This window comes from Dyella sp. ASV21, assembly GCF_016428975.1.
Lineage (GTDB): Bacteria > Pseudomonadota > Gammaproteobacteria > Xanthomonadales > Rhodanobacteraceae > Dyella.
The window spans coordinates 63669-80051 of the sequence record NZ_JAELTT010000006.1 but is presented as its reverse complement, the minus strand read 5'-3'; the positions used below and the strand labels follow the sequence as shown (position 1 = coordinate 80051).

Here is a 16383-nt window from a genome sequence, read left to right as displayed (position 1 = left end):
GACAGGCACGGGACTCAGAGTGTGGGCTGGGTAAACACCGCGAAGATGCCGGCGTAAGGCTTGACCATGAACGTGGGGGCGCCGGCATAGCCTTCGCCATCCACGTAGAACTGCGAAATGGTGCCGTCCAGGTATAGCGCGTCGCGGCAACCCAGTTCTTCCTTGAACAGCCGCGCGAAGGTGTGGAAGTTCACCGGTGCCTCGCTCACCGCAAAAATTACATGGTGCGGGTTTTTTGCGCAGACGCCGCTACGCCACTTGAGGCTGCTGGAGTCGTCGATGAACTGATCGTTGAGCTTGCCGTCGATCACCAGCATGGGGCCCGATTGGCTGGCCCACTGCACGGGCTTGGCCGCCGCCTTGAAGGCCGTGCTGGTCTGCACGGCGGCGTGACCGTCGGGATAGATGGCAAACACTCCGTTGGGCAGCAGCGAAAAATTGCCGGAAGCGGGGTTGCCGTGCGCCAGGTTCAGTGGCACCACCGTCTTGCCGTTCTCCACATGCAACCCCAGCGGAGCGTATTGGCGGTCGTAGATGCCGGCATTGGCCGCGAACAGCATGCGCCGGCCGTGCGACATGCCCCATTGGCGCAGCGCATTGATGGTGCCGAAGGGCTCGCCGTTTTCCGGGTCCTTCCAGTGCAGGCTGATGGCCTCGCGCTTGAGGTCGATGCTGACCACGCGGAAGTTCTGACCTTCGAATACACGCTCCCGGCCATCCACGGCTTCCGCCTCGCGCGAGCACCCGGTCACGCTGCCCAATAGCAGGAGCAGTGAGAGCAGGAGCCAGGACGGGCGGCCGGGCGGCAAACGTATAGGCATACCCCTGATGGTCGCCGGCCGGGTGTGATCCGCGCAAGCCCGGTGGCGGCATGTTTTACACTCGGCTTTTCCCCAGTGCAGCCGACCATGCCCTACACCCCCATTGTCGCCACGCTTGGCTACGTGCTTTCGCCCGATCGCGAGCGGGTGCTGATGATCCATCGCAATGCCCGCCCCGATGACCTGCATCTGGGCAAGTACAACGGCCTGGGCGGCAAGATGGAGCCGGGTGAGGACATCGCCGCCTGCATGCGCCGGGAGATTCTGGAGGAGGCGGGCATTACCTGCGAATCGATGGCGTTGCGCGGCACGCTCAACTGGCCCGGCTTCGGCAAGCAGGGCGAGGACTGGCTGGGATTCATCTTTGTGATCGAGCGCTTCAGCGGCACGCCGCTCACCGCCAACCCCGAAGGGGCGCTGGAATGGGTGCCGCTGGATCGGCTGATGGAGTTGCCCATGTGGGAGGGCGACCGTCACTTTCTGCCCTTGGTCTTTGACGCGGACCCGCGCCCCTTTCATGGCGTGATGCCGTACAAGGACGGGCGCATGCAGTCCTGGGCCTACTCGCGCCTGTGAGCGCGCAGGATGTTATCCGCATTGTCGCCGCCGTGATCCGTGACGCCGAGGGGCGGGTGCTGATGGTGCGCAAGCGCGGTGCCACGGCCTGGCAGCAGCCGGGCGGCAAGCGCGATGCCGGCGACAGCGACGATCTGCACACACTCGCGCGTGAGCTGCAGGAGGAACTGGGCTGCCGGATGCACAGCGACGGCGCGCGCTGGCTTGGCCGATTCAGCGCGCCGGCTGCGAACGAGCCGGGCTGCATGGTGGAGGCCGAGGTTTACGAGGTAACGGCTGACGGTCCGTTTCAGCCGCATGCTGAAATTGATGCCTTGTGCTGGATCGACCCCACCGCCACCTGCGACATGCCGATTGCCCGTTTGAGCAAGCAGCAGATTTTGCCGAGCCTCAGCTAGACCTCGATGTGTGGCTTATGTGGCAGTAGGGGATGTTCAGGCTCTGCGCATCATTCGCGCGATTGGCGAACCTATTCAGGCCAAGGCTAGCCGTATCGGCGAATCGCGATGACGGCGTTGAGGCCGCCGAAAGCGAACGAGTTGCTGATCGCCGCATTCACCTTCAGCTCGCGCGCTTCATTGGGCACGTAGTCGAGATCGCAGGCGGGGTCGGGGCCCAGATAGTTCAGCGTGGGCGGTACGATGCCGTCGTGGATGGCGCCAATCGCCGCCACCAGTTCCAGCGCGCCGCCCGCACCCAAGGCGTGACCATGCATGGGTTTGGTGGAGCTGATCGCCAGTTCGCGCGCATGCGCCCCGAACACGCGATGGAGCGCGCGCGTTTCGGTGCTGTCGTTGGCGACCGTGCCGGTGCCGTGGGCATTGACGTAGTCCACGTCCTGTGGCGACAGGCCGCCGTCGCGCAGCGCGGCGTTCATGGCGGCGGCAGCGCCGATGTCCGAGGGCGCGGCGATATCGCCGGCATCGGAACTCATGCCGGTGCCTACCAGTTCGCACAGGATTTCGGCGCCGCGCTTCTGCGCCGATTCCAGCGTCTCGATGACATACATGGCCGCGCCTTCGCCGAGCACCAGGCCACGACGGCCCTGACTGAAGGGGCGGCAGGTATCGGGGGCGAGTACGCGCATGGCTTCCCACGCACGCAGGGTGCCCAGCGTGATGCAAGCCTCGGTACCACCGACCACGGCCGCATCGACCAGGCCGGAGCGGATCATCATGGCGGCCTGCGCGAACGCGTGATTGGACGAAGCGCAGGCACTGGCCACCACGAAGGACGGGCCGGTGATGCCATGCACCATGCTCACCTGGCTGGCGGGCGCGTTCATCATCATGCGCACGATGCCCAGCGGGTGGAAGCGGCCCTGATGCTCGCCGTACAGGCGCTCGTACAAATCGTCGCGGGTGGTTTCGCCGCCCGCACCGGTGCCGATAACCACGGCGGTGCGCGCCCCGGCCTCGCCTTCGAAAGAGATGCCCGATTGCGCAATCGCCTCGCGGGAGGCGATCAGCGCGTATTCGCTGAAGGGATCGAGCAGGGTGCGCCTGGCTTCGTCGAAGAAGTTGGCCGGGTCGTAGTCGGTGACTTCGGCGGCGATGCCGCCGTTGCGCAACTGGCCGGGCAGGATGTGATGAATCGGGCCGATGCCGGAGCGTCCCTCGGTCATCGCTTTCCAGACGGAGCGAGCGTCATGGCCGAGCGCGCAGATCGCGCCCATGCCGGTAATCACGATGCGGCGCATGGAGTTACTCGGCCGGCTTCAGCGCGAGCTGGCGCTCGATGGCGTCCACGAGCTGGCCGACCGTGCCGTTCTCCAGGTCGGTGTCCTCGTTGGGCAGGTTGATGTTGAAGTGTTCCTCGATATCGAAGATCACCTCGATGGCATCCAGCGAGGCGATGCCCAGGTCTTTCAGGGTCGACTCCGGCTTGATCGTGTCCAGTTCGATCTTGGCCTGCTTGGCGATGATGTCGAAGGTTTCCTGCTGAACTGTGCTCATGTCTGCTTTCCTGGATTCCATGGCGCCGGGGTCACGAGGCATCGAGGCGATGCCCCTTCCCAAGCCTGACGAACCAACAAGGCAATGTCCAGATTGCCGGCGCCTACGGTGGGCAGGCCCGATCCTCCCCAGTGCGCCTTTCGCCAACCTTATGGGCACATGAGCCGCAGCTGACCGTGCGGGGCGAAGGACACAGTCGTATCCTATGCGTCTTGTGCACCCAGGAAGCACCGCGTGCGGTATCTCAACCAGCTCGAACCGGACGCGCTGATCGCCCAGTTTGCCGAGCATCCACCTATCGGTTTCAGCGTGATGGAGGCCGCCGGTACGCCGGCCTTCGTGGCCCCTTTTGACCTGCTTACCACCGCCGATGCCGTTGTGCGCGCGAAAGTGACCCGCGCGCCTGGGTATGGCTGGTGGGGGCGCTGGCTGCGCTGGCGCACCACCTTCGTGGGCACCACGGTCTCCGAATACGCGCTGTTTCCCGGTGATGCGCAACCGGCGTCACTGGCTAAAGCACTGCGGGATGTATTGGGCCGCCGCACGCGGCTGATGATCATCAAGGATATTCCGCAGTCCTCGCCGTTGTTCGATGCGGCCACCAGTGAATGGTGCCGGCAGTTCGCCGACGCCTGCGCCGTGCAGGGCTTCGTGCTGTTGGAAGGTCAGGCGCTTGCCTATGTGCCGATCGATTTCGCCAGCGAGGACGAGTACCTGGGCCGCCTGTCGTCGGGGCGACGCAAGGACATCCGCCGCAAGCTGCGCAAGCGTGAGGATGTGGTGGTGGAGGCGGTGCGCTGCGGCGACCCCACGTTCGCCGACGATGCCGTGGTCGATGCGTATTACGCGCTCTACGAGAACGTGTATGCGCAAAGCGAGATCCATTTCGACAAGCTCAGTCGTGCGTTCTTCGCCGCAGTGCTGCGCGATGGCAGTCATGGAGGGGTGGCGTTTGTTTATCGCCACGAGGGTCAGATGATCGGTTGGAACCTGTGCTTTGTGGTGGACGGCAAGCTGATCGACAAATATGTCGGCTTTGCCTACCCGCAGGCGCGCGAGCAGAACCTGTACTTCACCAGCTGGTTCCACAACCTGGCCTATGCTCGCGAGCAGGGTTTGACCCACTACGTGGCCGGTTGGACGGACCCGGAGATCAAGTCGTACCTGGGCGCACACTTTACCCTCACCCGGCACGCCATTTATCTGCGTAATCCCGTATTGCGGATGCTGGCCCGCCGGTTGGGCAAATTCTTCGAAAGCGACAGCCAATGGGCAACGCATGACAAGGCGTGAACCTCTCATCCTGAATTTCGACGACTCGGTCGGTGATATTCCCGGGGCGACGACGCTGGCCCTGACGGACTGGCAGGAAGCGATCCGCTTCGGCTGCACCGTGCGCACCTTCAACCGCTTGCGTGACTACCTGGATAAGCGGCTACCCGCGCAGTACGGCACGGTGTTGATGGGCTCGGGCGATTACCACCACCTCACCTGGCCGCTGGTGGAGCGCCAGCGCTCGCGCGGGCCGTTCCAACTGGTGGTGTTCGACAATCATCCGGACAACATGCGCTTTCCATGGGGCATCCATTGCGGTTCGTGGGTGCGGCGGGTGGCGATGTTGCCGTACGTAACGCACGTGCATGTGGTGGGCATCACCTCGGGCGATATCGGCGCCAAGCACGCGTGGGAGAACTATCTCCGCCCGCTGCAGGCCGGCAAGCTCAGCTACTGGTGCATGGATGTGAACGTGGACTGGGCGGCGCGCCTGGGGCTCGCCGACGCGTTCCGTCGCTTTGACGATCCGGATGCGCTCACCGAAGCCTTTGTGCAGCAGTTGCGCCAGGCGCCGCAGCCCACCTACCTGTCGATCGACAAGGACGCCTTCAGCGTCGAGACGGCACGCACCAATTGGGATCAGGGGCGGTTGGGCGGGTCGCACGCCATGGCCATCATCGGGGCGTTGCGTGGGAGCATCGTCGCCAGCGACATCAATGGCGAAGTCTCGGCATATACCTACCGCACCTGGTGGAAGCGCCTGCTCAGCGGCATGGATGGGCAGGAGCCGATTCCGCAAAGCGAATTGGACGCCTGGCAAGCCCAGCAGCGCGCGTTCAACACCCGCTTGCTGGCCGCCATCGCCGAAAGCAGCGTGTAAGGGCGGCTAGCAACCATCGACACGTGACCGAGCGCCGGCTCATTCCGGCGAGTGCGGGAGGCGACATGTTCGACATGGCCGAGCACGTGCCCACTGGCCGCCGTGCACTGTGGTTTCTGCTGGTCGCTTTTGCCATTACCTGGGGTGCGTGGGGTGCGTTGGCGGCGTTGGCGCATGCGCAACGCACCACCTATGGGCAATGGCCCTTCATGACGCTGTATGTGGTGGGCGGCCTTGGGCCCACCCTGGCGGCGTACGTGGCCGTGTGGATGACGCGTGAGCAGGCGCCGCTGCGTGAGTTCCACGCGCGGTTGTTGCGCTGGCGCGTGGCCTTGCGCTGGCGCGTGGCCTTGCGCTGGTATGCGCTGGCGCTGGGATTGCCGGTGCTGCTGGGCTACGTCGCGCTCGGCATCGCGGTGGCTTTGCGTCCGGCGGTGCTGGCCTTGATCGCGATCCGGCCTTGGTATCTCTTTGCGTCCTTGTTCGCCATGACGATTGTCGGTGGCGGGCTGGAGGAGTTTGGCTGGCGTGGCGTCTTGCAAGAAGAATGGGGCCGCCTGGTCGGGCCGGGGCGGGCAGCGTTGCTGATCGGTCCGCTGTGGGCCATATGGCATCTGCCGTTGTTCCTGCTGCCTGGCGTGGCGCAGTACCACGCCGCCTTTCCGCCGTTCCTGCTCGGCGTCATCGGCAACGCGCTGTTGCTTGGCTGGTTGTACAGCCGCACGCGCAGCATCATGTTATGCGTGTTCATGCATGCATCCATGAACGCCACCACCATGATGGGCATAGCGGTGCCATCCGGGCACGGTCTGTCGTTGGTGAGCCCCTGCCTGGGGCTTGCGGTGGGAGCGCTGTTGTTGCTGGCGACACCCAAAACCACCGAGCATCCCTAGCGCGCCCGGTGACGGGCTTACCACTTCATGAAAGGCGGCGGCGACAAGGGGTGGCGTGCAAACCATCCACCTGCGGCCTTCATCAGCATCTTGTGGAATCCCGCATTCGGAAACTGCCGCTTCAGCTGCTGCATGAATGGGCGAGGTATGCCACCCAGGAGCAGGCCGAGCGAAAAGTCGGCCAGGTCGGCGCGGCGAAACACCTCCAGCAAGGGGTAGCGCGCGGCCTGTTCGCCGTCTATCGCCCGAAGCTTGTGGTGAAGGTCGATCAGCAAGGTGATCTCCTCCTCCCATGCCTCGTGTTGATGCGCGCGGAGATAAAGGGACGCCTCGCGCATGGAGGGGGGCAGGTAATCCACGGTGTGGTCCGACCACAGGCCGATGTCGTGATGACAGGCGGCGATCATGAGTTTGACGCGGTCCTGCTTGGTGCAGGGATGCAGGGCGAAGCAGCCGTGCAGCATGCGGTACACATGATTCTTGTATCCCTCGTAATCAGCGCCGATCCGCTCGCGCCAGGTCTCCAGGATCTCCTCCACCAGCGGGAGGGTGGGGTATATCGTCAGGTCGGCGGTCATTGGGGGGGCATCCCGGAGGGCGAGTGAGGCAAGCAAGTGGCGACGTCTCGGCGAGACACCGATAGATTATGGCGACCTGCCATGGCGCCCATGGCCAGAATAGTCCGATAACGCTTCGACTATCGCTGCGGCGATGTGTGGCGTTGCTCCAGCGTCTGGCGCAGGGTGTTGACGATGGATGCGAACGTCGCATCGTCCAGCCATGGGCTGTTGGTGATGGTGAGCGAGCGTGCAGCGAAATCACGTGCCCGTGGTAGCGGCGAGTCCGTCACGATATCGCGCAGATAGCCGTAATCGGGCAGGGCATGGATGAACAGGCGGCTCACGCCGAGGCCGGCCGTCCATAGTTTTTCCAGCGTGGCGTCACGGGCAGCTTCGCTCGGCAAGGTGAGCAGCAGGAACGGCCATACGCCCCGCTGGCCCGGCGCATCGTCGAACACGGTAACGCCGGGCAGTTCGCGCAGGTGCGCTACGCGGCGCAGGGCCTGTTGGCGCGTGACGTCGAGGAAGGCGGGCAGGCGCTGCAAGGCGCGCGAGCCAACAGCCTGCCGCCAGTGCGTTACGGTGTGCAGCGGAATATCCGGACCGAAGTCGTCGCCGACTGCCGCGACCGGATCGTTCTCGGCCAAGGCCTTGCGTAGCGGCCGACCATAGGCGAGCGATAGCAGCGACGGTCGATACACCAGCGCGTAGCCGATCAATTCCAGCGCGCGCTGCCAATCCATGCCTCGGCTGCGCTGGATCGTGTCCCGGTGGCTTACCTGGAACGCCTCGCGCAGCGCGACATCGCGGGTCAGCAGCAGGCCGCCTTCGAACAGGGTGAGCCCCTTGCCAACCGCGAGGCTGAAAAAGCCGGCATCCCCCGCCAGGCCCAGGCTGCGGCCTTCGTGCTGCGCACCCAGCGCCTGTGCGGCGTCTTCCAGTACATACGCGCCGACGTGGCGGCCGACATCGATGGCGGCAGACACGTCCGCCACGCGGCCGGCCAGGTGCGTGGGCACAATGGCGAGCGTGCGTTCCCCGCCAAGCGCGGCAAGTTGTTCGCGATCCATGTCGTAGTGATTGGGCGCGAGGTCGCACAGACGCAAACGAAGTCCGGCGCGATGAATGGCCCATGCCACCAGTGGGCAGGTCCAGGCCGGCACGATGACTTCATCGCGTTGTGGTCGCAGTCGGTGCATGGCGCGCAGCGCGACCACCATGGCCGCGGTGCCGGAACACTCCAATTGCAACGACTCGACACCCAGCCATGCGGCTACCTGCGCCGCGAACGGCGCGCGACCGGGGCGCAGGTCAGTCAGGCGAAGCGGCAGTCCGGCGGTGGGCGGCAGCTCGCGGGACATGTCAGTCGCCCGCGGCGACGCCCAGCGCGCCCTTCGCTTCGGTCGGTGCGTCGTGCTCGGGATGCGCGCCGGTCTCGGCGAAGGCGAGGCAGATGATGCCGGCCACGATGACGGTGGCGCCCAGTACGCGCGGCCAGGTCAGCGGTTCGTTGAACAGCCACGCGGAGAACAGCATCACGCTGACCACTTCCAGGTGGGTGACCGCAAACGCCGGGCCGATTGGCGCATGCTTGAGCAGGGTCATCCAGGTGAAGAAGTTGCCGACGTAGCCAATCACCGCGACGTAGATCCAAGGGTGACCGAACACGCGCACGATCCAGGCCCAGTTCGCTTCGGGCGGAAAGGCGTGGTCGCCGGCGTATTTGAAGCTGAGCTGCACCAGGGTGTCGAACAGCACCAGGATGGTGAAGCCAATGGCATAGAAACGGGCGTGCTTCATAAACGGTCTCTCAGCCTCCGCCCGCCACGCCCACGATGGCGACGCCCGCGGTGACCAGCAGGATGCCGGTGACGCGCAACGGGGTCAGCCGCTCACGGAACAGGATGCGGCCGGCGATCATCACCACCACGATATTTATCGAGCCCAGCAATACGCCTTCGGACAAGTCGACCAGCGACAGGAAGGCGATCCACACCAGGAACTCGGCCACGTAGGACACCACGCCCACCCAGATCCACGGGCGCGCCAGCATGTATTTCCAACGCGCCATGCCGTCGCCGGCTTCCGGATCGCCGGCCGCTGCCTTGAAGGACAGCTGGCCGACGGTGTCGAGGGTGACGTTAAGTAGCCACAGCACTACAACCAGCGGAGTCACGCGGCGGCCTCAGGCAGCAGCGCGCGCGGCGGGTTCGTAGGTGGCGGCGATCTGGCGGAAGAATTCGGCCGATCGATCGGTCAGCAGGCGACGCTCACGATCCACCGTGATCATGTGATAGCTGTCTTCCAGCCATAGCGTTTCCACCGGGCCGGACACCGAGCGCTGCACCAGGTAGGCATTCTCGATGCTGGCGATGTCGTCTTCGGTCGCGTGGGCGATCAGGCAGGGCGCGGTCACCTTGGGCAGCTCACGTTTCACCACCGCCGCCATGTTGTACATCTCCGCCAGCGACGGCCACGGGTTGCCCGGCAGGCCGGCTGCGGCGCTGTCGCCGCCCAGCATGGCTGCACTGATCTGCGCGCGCAGGCGTTCGTCGCGAATGCCGTACGGTTCGCCTTCGTGCACCATGCGGTGCTTGCCGATGCCCAGCTTGTGCAGCAGCGGCAGCAGGAAGGAGAACTTGCCGAACCACGGAATCGCCCAGCCGTCATAGCGGAAGGTGGCGCCGTACACGCCCACGCCCTTGACCCATTCCGGACGCTCGGCGGCCAGCTTGAGCGCCAGCACGGCGCCCATGGACAAGCCGGCCACGAACAGGTGATCCACCTCGTGGCGGAACTGCTCGGCGGCTGCTTCCACGCTGGCGTACCAATCGCGCCAACCGGTTTTCAGCAGGTCATCGGCATCGCCGCAGTGGCCGGCCAGTTGCATGCCGTACACGCTGTAGCCGGCCCGATGCAGACCCTTGCCCAGCAGACGCATTTCGGTGGGCGTACCGGTCAGGCCGTGAATGAGCAGCACACCGCTGCGGCCGCCCTCCAGGCGGAATTCGACGTTCTGAATCACAGGGACGCTCCGATGCGGCGGGACGGGGACGCGGCGCAGCACGGCTGGCGCATGGAAATAGGACAGTTGACCATGCAGCCAGTCTGCCGTCTGTGCCTTTCCAAGAACTTTCGACCCGGGGCTGCGACGACTGGGGCGTTTGGCCCCTGTTCGAAGACGATCGCCACTCCAGGGCGATACAAGCGCGGTATTTGAAAGGCTATCCGGGCCCTTGGGAGCACCTGGCCCGCGGTCATTCAGGCCCCGGCCGGGATGACGTTCGCGCCGAAAGGCGGGGTGCCGATCAGCTGGCCGGCGCGGAGGCTCAGTGGCCGAAATGCCCCTGGGTGCCACTGACGGAGATGCTCATGCCACCGGTGGGATGCGAGCAGCTGCCGAAGGCCTGGCTCACGGTGACGGCGCCGCCGGTGTAGCTGCCGCTGACATGGCTGCCCGACATCACGCCCATGCCCACGCTGCCGTGTACCTGGGGCTGGTTATAGGTGGCGTCGTCGCATGTCACGGCGGGGGCGCCTGCGACACCCTGGTCTTTATCGGTCGCGCCGGTGGTATCGCCGTAGTAGGTGCCCGGCGGGTCCTTGCTGTAGCCGGGAGCCGTGGCGGCGGGGCCGGCCTGGGCCTTGGGCGCGTCGGCGACGGGCTTTCCCTTGTTGTCCTGGGCGTTTGGCGTGGCGGCGGTGCTGCTTGAGGCCGGGGCGACGCCGGCCGGCAGCTTCAGGTTCAGCGGCTGATCGGCGCTCTGTGCCCAGGCGGTCGTCGCCACCAGGGCGACGGCGAGGAAGACGGCGTGGCGAGCGATGTTCATGGGGAAAGCTCCGGGGACGTGCGGGTAATAACGCGCCACCGTCGCCGGTGTGCACACGTCCCATTGGATGGCGGGTGAAGCGGGGAAGTTCCCCGCTTCAGCCCGTGGTCTCGATGCGCTCCACGCGACGCAGGCCCTGCGGCAGCAGGCCGCCGCGGGTCGCGCGATTGCCGCCGTATTCGACCAGGTTGGACCACTTCAGCGTGAGCTTGCGCTGGCCGGCGTAGAGCGTCACTTCGCCCTTGCCCTCGGCGACCACGGCAACGCCGACGACCTTCACGCCGGAGGTGAGCTTGGCCTTGGGCACGTCGATCAGCTTGTTGCCCTTGCCCTTGTCCAGCTCCGGCAGCTCGGCCACCGAGAACATCAGCAAATGACCTTCGGAAGTGACCACCACGATGCGGTCACGTGCCGGGTCGGCGCTGATCTGCGGTGCCAGCACCTTGGCGCCATCGCCCATGGTGAGGATCTGCTTGCCAGCCTTGTTGCGGCCGGTGAGCGCCTCGAAGCGGGTCACAAAGCCGTAGCCGTGGTCGGTGGCGAGAATGATACGGGTGTCGTTATCGCCGGCCACCAGTGCATCGAAGCTGGCGCCCGACGGCGGACTGAAGCGGCCCGTGAGCGGGTCGCCATTGCCTCGCGCGGACGGCAGCGTGTGTGCTGGCGTGGAGTAGCTGCGGCCGGTGGAGTCGATGATGGCGATCTGCTGCGTGGTGCGTGCCTTCACCGCCGCGAGCAGGCTGTCGCCGTCGCGGTAAGAGAGACCTTCGGCATCCACGTCGTGACCCTTGGCGGCACGGATCCAGCCTTTCTCACTGAGCACCACGGTGACCGGTTCGCTGGCCACCAGTGCGCTTTCGTCCAGTGCCTGCGCGGCATCGCGCTGTACCAGCGGCGAGCGGCGTTCGTCGCCGTACTTGGCGGCGTCGGCGCGCAGCTCTTCCTTGATCAGGCCCTTGAGCTTGGCCGGCGATTTCAGCAGTACGTTGATGCGCGCGCGCTCCTCTTCCAACTGGTCGCGCTCGCCATTGATCTTCATCTCTTCCAGGCGGGCCAACTGGCGCAAGCGGGTTTCGAGGATGTAGTCGGTCTGCTCCTCGCTGAGGCCAAAGCGCGCCATCAGCACCGGCTTGGGCTCTTCCTCGGTGCGGATGATGTGAATGACTTCATCCAGGTTGAGATAGGCGATGCGCAAGCCTTCCAGCAGGTGCAGACGACGCTCGACCTTGGCCAGGCGATGGCTCAGTCGACGCGTCACCGTATCGGTGCGGAACTGCAGCCACTCGCCGAGGATGCGCTTGAGGTCCTTCACCTGCGGACGGCCATCCAGGCCGATCATGTTGAGGTTGACGCGAAAGCTCTTTTCCAGGTCCGTGGTGGCGAAAAGGTGCTGCATCACCTCGGCGGCGTCCACGCGGTTGGAGCGCGGCACCACCACCAGGCGGATCGGATTCTCGTGATCGGACTCGTCGCGCAGGTCTTCCACCATCGGCAGCTTCTTGGCGCGCATCTGCGCGGCAATCTGCTCCAGGATCTTGGAGGGGCTGACCTGGTGCGGCAGCGCCGTGATGACGATGTTGTTTTCGTCCATGTGGTACACGGCGCGGGCACGTACCGAGCCGACGCCGTTCTTGTACATCGCCAGCAGTTCATTGCGCGGCGTGATGATTTCCGCTTCGGTCGGGTAGTCCGGACCCTGGATGTGCTCGCACAGGTCGGCGACGGTGGCGTCCGGATCGTCCAGCAGGCGGATACAGGCGCTTACCACTTCGCGCAGGTTGTGCGGCGGAATGTCGGTGGCCATGCCCACGGCAATGCCCATGGAGCCGTTAAGCAGCACATGCGGCACACGCGCGGGCAGCCAGCTGGGCTCATCCAGCGTGCCGTCGAAGTTGGGCACCCAATCCACGGTGCCCTGGCCCAGTTCGCCCAGCAGCGCTTCGGCGATGGGGCTGAGGCGCGATTCGGTGTAGCGCATCGCGGCGAAGCTCTTGGGGTCGTCCGGCGAACCGAAGTTGCCCTGGCCATCGACCAGCGGATAGCGGTACGAGAACGGCTGCGCCATCAGCACCATCGCCTCGTAGCACGAGGTGTCGCCATGCGGATGGAATTTGCCGATCACGTCACCGATGGTGCGCGCGGACTTCTTGGGTTTGGCGCTGGCGGCCAGGCCCAGCTCGCTCATGGCGTACACGATGCGCCGCTGCACCGGCTTGAGGCCGTCGCCCACGAAAGGCAGGGCGCGGTCCAGCACTACGTACATCGAATAATCGAGATAAGCCCGCTCAGCGTATTCCTTGAGCGGGATCTGTTCGAAATTGGCTTGCAGATTCATGCGGTTACGTCGATGGCATGCGCGCGGGGCGCGCGCTTAACCGGGGGATGGTGCCAGAAAGGGGGGAGCGGGGGCGAGGGGCAGGCGCCTGTGCCGCCCGGGTGCTCAGTTCGACAGGCGCGTGGTTTCGATGCCCAGTTGGCGTAGTTGCTCCTGCACACTGTCCGGTCCGGCGAGGTGGCCGGCGCCCACCGCGACGAAGCTGACGCCCGGCTGCTGCAGGCGCTCGGCAATGACCTTCGCCCAGGCCTGGTTGCGCTGGACGATCAGGCGTTGGTACAGCGTCGGACTTTCCTCGCGCAGCTCTTCGTCCTCCAGTCGTGCAATGGCTGAGACGTCGCCGTCGCGCCAGGCGTCGACCAGCTCCCGCAGCTTGGCGGGGCCGTCGGCCACTTCCTTGAAGGACTGGCGCAGGAAATCCAGCTGCATCGCCTCGGGCAGGTCGGCCAGCATGCGGATCTGCTGCTCGCTGGTTTCCAGTCCATCCACTGCCTTGCCGGCCTGCTGCATGCGCGTCTTGAGCTGCTTGTCCACACCCAGGTTGGGGTCCATGCCGGCCTCCACCAGGGGCGCCATGGTCAGCGTGAGTGCGGCCAGCCAAGGGCGCATCGGCTGCAGGGAGGCCGCGCCGCCGGGCAGCTTGGCCGTGACAGCCGCCTCCTGCAGACGGCGTTGGTCGGCGCCATCGAGCTTGCCGGACAGCGGGTGATTGAGATCCAGGCCGTGTTGCATCACCAGGCTCTGCATCGCGGCGCTGTCGTCGTCGACGATCTCGATGCTCAACCGGTCGCTTTCGTCCAGGGCTTTGTCCAGCGCCGGCGAGCGCCAATGGGCATCGGAGGGCAGCAGGTGCACGGTGCCGAACAGGTACACGGTGGACTGGCCTTTCCGGGCAACCCACAAGCCGGGCTGGGCGATCGCCGCGTTGACCAGCAGCAGGCTGAGGGCGAGGGCGACGCCAATGCGGGAAAGCAGTTTCACTACGACTCCTGGGGGGCGCCGAGACAGGCGGCAAACGGCGGGTGGGCGAGGGTGCGCGCTATGCGGCGATTCCTCCCGGCAATGCTGGACATCGTACATCGACGCAAGGCCGTCGTTGAGATGGCGTATGCGCTCATCGCGGTACGCGAAGGCCGCCCGGCACGCCGTGCGGGCTCAGCGTGAGCTGCCACAACTGATCGCGCCGGCTGCGGAATACGGCAGTGGACACGGCCAAATAGAAGCACCACATGCGGCGAAAGCGTTCATCGTAACGCTCGCGCAGTTGTGGCCACGCCGCATCGATATTGGCGCGCCATGCGGTGAGCGTGCGGTCGTAGTCGGTGCCGAAGTTGTGCCAGTCTTCCACCACGAACAGGTCCTGCAGCGCGGCGGCGACCTGCGCGGCGGCGGGGATCATCGAGTTGGGGAAAATGTATTTCTCGATCCACGGATCGGGCCGGCTGGGCGCGCCGTTGCTGCCGATGGTGTGCAGCAGGAACAGGCCATCCTCGCGCAAGCACCGGCGCGCTACTTCGAAATACGTGCGGTAGTTGAGCGCGCCGACATGCTCGAACATGCCGATGGAGAAGATCGCATCGAAGGGCTCGTCGAGTTCGCGGTAATCCATCAAGCGTATTTCCACCGGCAAGCCGTGGCACAACGCTCGGGAAAACTCAGCCTGCTCCTGCGATACGGTAATGCCCACCCCTTCCACGCCATAGGTTTCCGTGGCGTACTTGAGTGCCTCGCCCCAGCCGCAGCCGATGTCGAGCACACGCTGGCCCGGTTTGAGCTGGAGCTTGCGGCAGATCAGGTCGAGCTTGGCCACCTGGGCGTCGTCGAGGTTGTCCGCTTCGGCCCAATAGCCGCAGGAATACACCAGACGCTTGCCCAGCATGGCCTGGAACAGGTCATTGCCAAGGTCGTAGTGGGCCTTGCCGATCTCAAAGGCGTTCTCGCCGCGCTGCAGATTGATGAAGCGCGCCTTGAGGTGAGCGAGCAGCGTATCGAGCGTTTTCAGCTCGTTGTCCAGGCGCGAGCGCAGCAGCAGGGTAAACATGCCGGGCAGGTCTTCCGCGTCCCACCAGCCGTCCATATAACTCTCGCCCAGTCCGAGCGAGCCGTGCGCAAATACACGCGCATAGAGGCGATCGTCGTGCACGTGCATGTCGGTAGGCGAGGGGCCGTCGAGCTGGATGCCTGCATGTTCGAGCAGGGTGACGGCGCGCCCTTTCAGCGAATCCTGACTCATGCGATCCTCGTTTCGCGTGGAAATGAAGCGGACAACCCAGGCTGGCGACGCTGGTCCTAGGGCGGCGTCGCGGGTTTGCCCAGGGCACCGAAGCTTGCGGGAGCGATTGCATACACCGCGTCGACACCGCTCGCGCGGACAGCCTCCAGCAGCGTCTGTGCTTGCGACTCGGTCAGCAGAAACTCCACCTTCATCGCCAGGTCGTCGGCGAGTTCGAAGAACTGCTCCTCGCGCAGCACGCCGTGCCGGCCGTAGCCGCAGATGGCGCGAAACGCCGAGCCGCCGCCGATGCCTTGCTTCTTGGCCATTTCCAGCAGCCATTCGTACGTCAGCACGCCATCATGCCGCGCCCGTGTGTGGCAATAGAGTGCTAGCTGCACGCCTTGTCTAACGTTCGGGAGGTTCATGGCGACTCTCCTAGCTGCGCAATACGACGCGGGTCAGGGCGATGCCCGAGACGGTCATGGCGATCGAGCCCACCAGGTGCAGGGCCAGATGCCCGCCGAACCACAGGTACTGCTGGCGCAGCAGCAGCGTGGTCGATTCCGCGGAAAAGGTGGAGAACGTGGTAAGGCCACCGAGGAAGCCCGTGGCCGCGAACAGTCGCAGCTCAGGCGGAAGGGTCTGGAAGTGATCGAACACGCCCAGCACCACGCCCATCAACAGGCCGCCCATCAGGTTGGCGGCCAACGTGCCCAGGGGCACGGTCGGAAACAGGGGGTTGAACAGTACGCCGAGGGTCCAGCGCAGCCAACAGCCCAGTGCGCCGCCCACGCCGACCGCGATAAATCCAGTAAAGCCCACGATGTCGGTCTCCTCAAAAGTCAGTGGACTTCCCGGAAACAGGCACACGCCTGCGCCCCGGAAGCTCCGGTGGTGCAGGCATCATCAACCCGAAGGTGGTTCGTCCGGCCTGACCGTGCGGGCGCACGGCCGTGGCGGAGCGGGAGGCATGCCATCTCCTTGGGTCGCATGCTAGCGGATGACTGGCCAATCGTCATGGCTCGGGCCCAGGGCGGTGGCCG

At 65.3% G+C, this 16383-nt stretch carries 19 protein-coding genes and 1 riboswitch; of the genes, 5 read left to right on the top strand and 14 right to left on the bottom strand.

Annotation, left to right across the window (positions count from 1 at the left end; all coding sequences use genetic code 11):
* Positions 1–14: 14 nt before the first annotated feature.
* Complete coding sequence (locus JHD67_RS03795; protein WP_199097462.1) at positions 15–821, bottom strand: phosphodiester glycosidase family protein; 807 nt, start codon at positions 819–821, stop codon at positions 15–17.
* 87 nt (positions 822–908) lie between these two features.
* Here JHD67_RS03795 and JHD67_RS03790 point away from each other — a divergent pair, with 87 nt between their 5' ends.
* Both JHD67_RS03790 and JHD67_RS03785 read left to right on the top strand, forming a co-directional pair.
* On the top strand, positions 909–1397 hold the full coding sequence (locus tag JHD67_RS03790) for an 8-oxo-dGTP diphosphatase (protein WP_199097460.1): 489 nt from the start codon (positions 909–911) through the stop codon (positions 1395–1397).
* Positions 1394–1795, top strand: coding sequence for an NUDIX domain-containing protein (locus JHD67_RS03785; protein ID WP_199097458.1), 402 nt, complete (start codon positions 1394–1396; stop codon positions 1793–1795). Before JHD67_RS03790 ends, JHD67_RS03785 begins: the two co-directional genes overlap by 4 nt.
* Before the next feature lie 86 nt (positions 1796–1881).
* Here the strand turns inward: JHD67_RS03785 and JHD67_RS03780 are convergent, their stop codons facing one another.
* Together JHD67_RS03780 and JHD67_RS03775 are read right to left on the bottom strand one after the other, a co-directional pair.
* Positions 1882–3096, bottom strand: coding sequence for a beta-ketoacyl-[acyl-carrier-protein] synthase family protein (locus JHD67_RS03780; protein WP_199097456.1), 1215 nt, complete (start codon positions 3094–3096; stop codon positions 1882–1884).
* 4 nt (positions 3097–3100) lie between these two features.
* A complete protein-coding gene (locus JHD67_RS03775) occupies positions 3101–3352 on the bottom strand; it encodes a phosphopantetheine-binding protein (RefSeq protein ID WP_199097454.1) in 252 nt (83 codons plus the stop codon).
* Between the two features lie 234 nt (positions 3353–3586).
* On the opposite strand from JHD67_RS03775, the gene JHD67_RS03770 reads away from it, so the two are divergent.
* The 3 genes from JHD67_RS03770 to JHD67_RS22595 are packed head-to-tail and all read left to right on the top strand — an operon-like array spanning position 3587 to position 6400.
* On the top strand, positions 3587–4645 hold the full coding sequence (locus JHD67_RS03770; RefSeq protein ID WP_199097452.1) for a GNAT family N-acetyltransferase: 1059 nt from the start codon (positions 3587–3589) through the stop codon (positions 4643–4645).
* Positions 4632–5507 (top strand): hypothetical protein, encoded by an 876-nt coding sequence (locus tag JHD67_RS03765; protein WP_199097450.1) that lies wholly within the window; start codon positions 4632–4634, stop codon positions 5505–5507. The genes JHD67_RS03770 and JHD67_RS03765 overlap by 14 nt, the downstream gene beginning before the upstream one ends.
* Before the next feature lie 23 nt (positions 5508–5530).
* Entirely contained in the window at positions 5531–6400 is an 870-nt protein-coding gene (locus JHD67_RS22595; protein ID WP_199097448.1) for a CPBP family intramembrane glutamic endopeptidase, read from the top strand.
* A gap of 17 nt (positions 6401–6417) precedes the next feature.
* On the opposite strand, the gene JHD67_RS03755 is transcribed toward JHD67_RS22595, so the two are convergent.
* The 11 genes from JHD67_RS03755 to crcB all read right to left on the bottom strand — a co-directional run bounded on the left by JHD67_RS03755 (position 6418) and on the right by crcB (position 16162).
* Positions 6418–6978, bottom strand: coding sequence for a hypothetical protein (locus tag JHD67_RS03755; protein WP_199097446.1), 561 nt, complete (start codon positions 6976–6978; stop codon positions 6418–6420).
* Between the two features lie 119 nt (positions 6979–7097).
* Positions 7098–8321 (bottom strand): DegT/DnrJ/EryC1/StrS family aminotransferase, encoded by a 1224-nt coding sequence (locus tag JHD67_RS03750; RefSeq protein ID WP_199097444.1) that lies wholly within the window; start codon positions 8319–8321, stop codon positions 7098–7100.
* Between the two features lies 1 nt (position 8322).
* Positions 8323–8760, bottom strand: a complete 438-nt coding sequence (locus JHD67_RS03745; RefSeq protein WP_199097442.1) for an EamA family transporter — start codon at positions 8758–8760, stop codon at positions 8323–8325.
* Positions 8761–8770: 10 nt separating this feature from the next.
* A complete protein-coding gene (locus JHD67_RS03740; protein ID WP_199097440.1) occupies positions 8771–9136 on the bottom strand; it encodes an EamA family transporter in 366 nt (121 codons plus the stop codon).
* Positions 9137–9145: 9 nt separating this feature from the next.
* Entirely contained in the window at positions 9146–9985 is an 840-nt protein-coding gene (locus JHD67_RS03735; RefSeq protein ID WP_199097438.1) for an alpha/beta fold hydrolase, read from the bottom strand.
* Positions 9986–10289: 304 nt separating this feature from the next.
* Entirely contained in the window at positions 10290–10790 is a 501-nt protein-coding gene (locus tag JHD67_RS03730) for a hypothetical protein (RefSeq protein ID WP_199097436.1), read from the bottom strand.
* Between the two features lie 97 nt (positions 10791–10887).
* A complete protein-coding gene (gene parC / locus JHD67_RS03725) occupies positions 10888–13125 on the bottom strand; it encodes a DNA topoisomerase IV subunit A (protein WP_199097434.1) in 2238 nt (745 codons plus the stop codon).
* A gap of 105 nt (positions 13126–13230) precedes the next feature.
* Positions 13231–14106 (bottom strand): TraB/GumN family protein, encoded by an 876-nt coding sequence (locus JHD67_RS03720; RefSeq protein ID WP_343214294.1) that lies wholly within the window; start codon positions 14104–14106, stop codon positions 13231–13233.
* A 133-nt stretch (positions 14107–14239) separates the two neighbouring features.
* Positions 14240–15358, bottom strand: coding sequence for a cyclopropane fatty acyl phospholipid synthase (cfa, locus tag JHD67_RS03715; protein ID WP_199097430.1), 1119 nt, complete (start codon positions 15356–15358; stop codon positions 14240–14242).
* 56 nt (positions 15359–15414) lie between these two features.
* Positions 15415–15765, bottom strand: coding sequence for a DUF190 domain-containing protein (locus tag JHD67_RS03710; protein ID WP_199097428.1), 351 nt, complete (start codon positions 15763–15765; stop codon positions 15415–15417).
* Between the two features lie 10 nt (positions 15766–15775).
* Positions 15776–16162, bottom strand: a complete 387-nt coding sequence (crcB, locus tag JHD67_RS03705) for a fluoride efflux transporter CrcB (protein ID WP_199097426.1) — start codon at positions 16160–16162, stop codon at positions 15776–15778.
* 68 nt (positions 16163–16230) lie between these two features.
* Positions 16231–16330, bottom strand: a riboswitch (Fluoride riboswitch).
* Positions 16331–16383 lie beyond the last annotated feature (53 nt).